The following is a 1177-nucleotide window of genomic DNA, read 5'->3' on the forward strand; positions in this document are numbered from 1 at the left end:
TGTCGCCGTTGCGGTGGACGACGAAATCTTTGGCTCAGTTGATGAAAGGCTTGTATGCCAGGGGTTTCACCGCCAGTAAGAAGACCGTGGCCCGGCTGTTGAAGCAGGCGGGGTATCGGTTGCAGGCGGTGTTCAAGACCAAGGAAGGCGCTGGGCATCCGGACCGTGATGCCCAGTTCGCCCAGATCAACGCTCTTGCCGCCGTGTTCCTGGATGCCGGGGATCCGGTGATCAGCGTGGACACGAAGAAGAAGGAACTGGTCGGTGAGTACGCGAAGATCGGACGGGAATGGCAGCCGACCGGTCGGCCTGTGCAGGTCAACGGTCATGACTTCCCCAGCGGGTTCCCCGGGCGATTCCGTATGGGGTGTACGACATCGGCGCGGATACCGGATTCGTCACCGTCGGGGTGGATCACGACACGGCCGCTTTCGCGGTCAACGCGATCCGTACCTGGTGGGATTCTGTCGGCCGGGGCCGGTATCCGCACAGCAGCCGGTTGTTGCTGACCGCGGACTGCGGCGGCTCGAACGGTAACCGGCTACGGGCGTTCAAGGTCGAGATCGCCGCGTTCGCGGCGCAGACCGGGCTGCAGATCACGGTCTGTCATTTCCCGCCTGGTACCAGCAAGTGGAACAAGTCACCCGGTCTCTTCGGGACGCCACGCAGGCGTGAAATGGTGGGCGGGTCGCCCGCCGACGTCGATCGATCTTGGGACGTTGTAGCCCGTGAACAAGTCTGACGCCGGGGCCCGGACCTGAAGGGTCAACGCATTGTTGCTTCGAGCACGGCGGTCAGATTTTCGGTTCCCGACCGAGGCCCCCGGGCGGCCCACCCGTTGTCCGTTGCGCGCGAAGGGTGGTATCGATGCGGGCGTCTCCGGAGGAGATTCCTGATGAGGAGTACGAACAGGTTCTGGAACGGGTCGCTGCTGTCGATGTGGCCAAGGACTCGGGCATGGTGTGTACCCGGCTGCCCAGTGGGGCGGGTGTGCGGCGGATCAGCCGGGTGTGGCAGGTACCGGCAACGAACAATGCGGTCAGCGACCTCGCCGCTCAACTCGTCGAGCTGGGAATCGAGAAGGTATGGGTTCCCCCCGTTTCGACGGAGCGGTGGTTACCTGCTTCCGGTCGGGGCAGGGGTGAGGTTATCTGGCTCGGTGTGGGCGTGCCAGGCG

At 64.1% G+C, this 1177-nt stretch carries 2 pseudogenes; both read left to right on the forward strand.

The features are described from left to right. Window positions 1-713, forward strand: a pseudogene (locus tag AB0O15_RS48015) (ISAzo13 family transposase); the annotation flags it as partial. Window positions 714-867: 154 nt separating this feature from the next. Further along, window positions 868-1177, forward strand: a pseudogene (locus tag AB0O15_RS48020) (hypothetical protein); the annotation flags it as partial.

The sequence above is a fragment of the Actinoplanes sp. NPDC089786 genome (genome assembly GCF_040684855.1).
Lineage (GTDB): Bacteria > Actinomycetota > Actinomycetes > Mycobacteriales > Micromonosporaceae > Actinoplanes.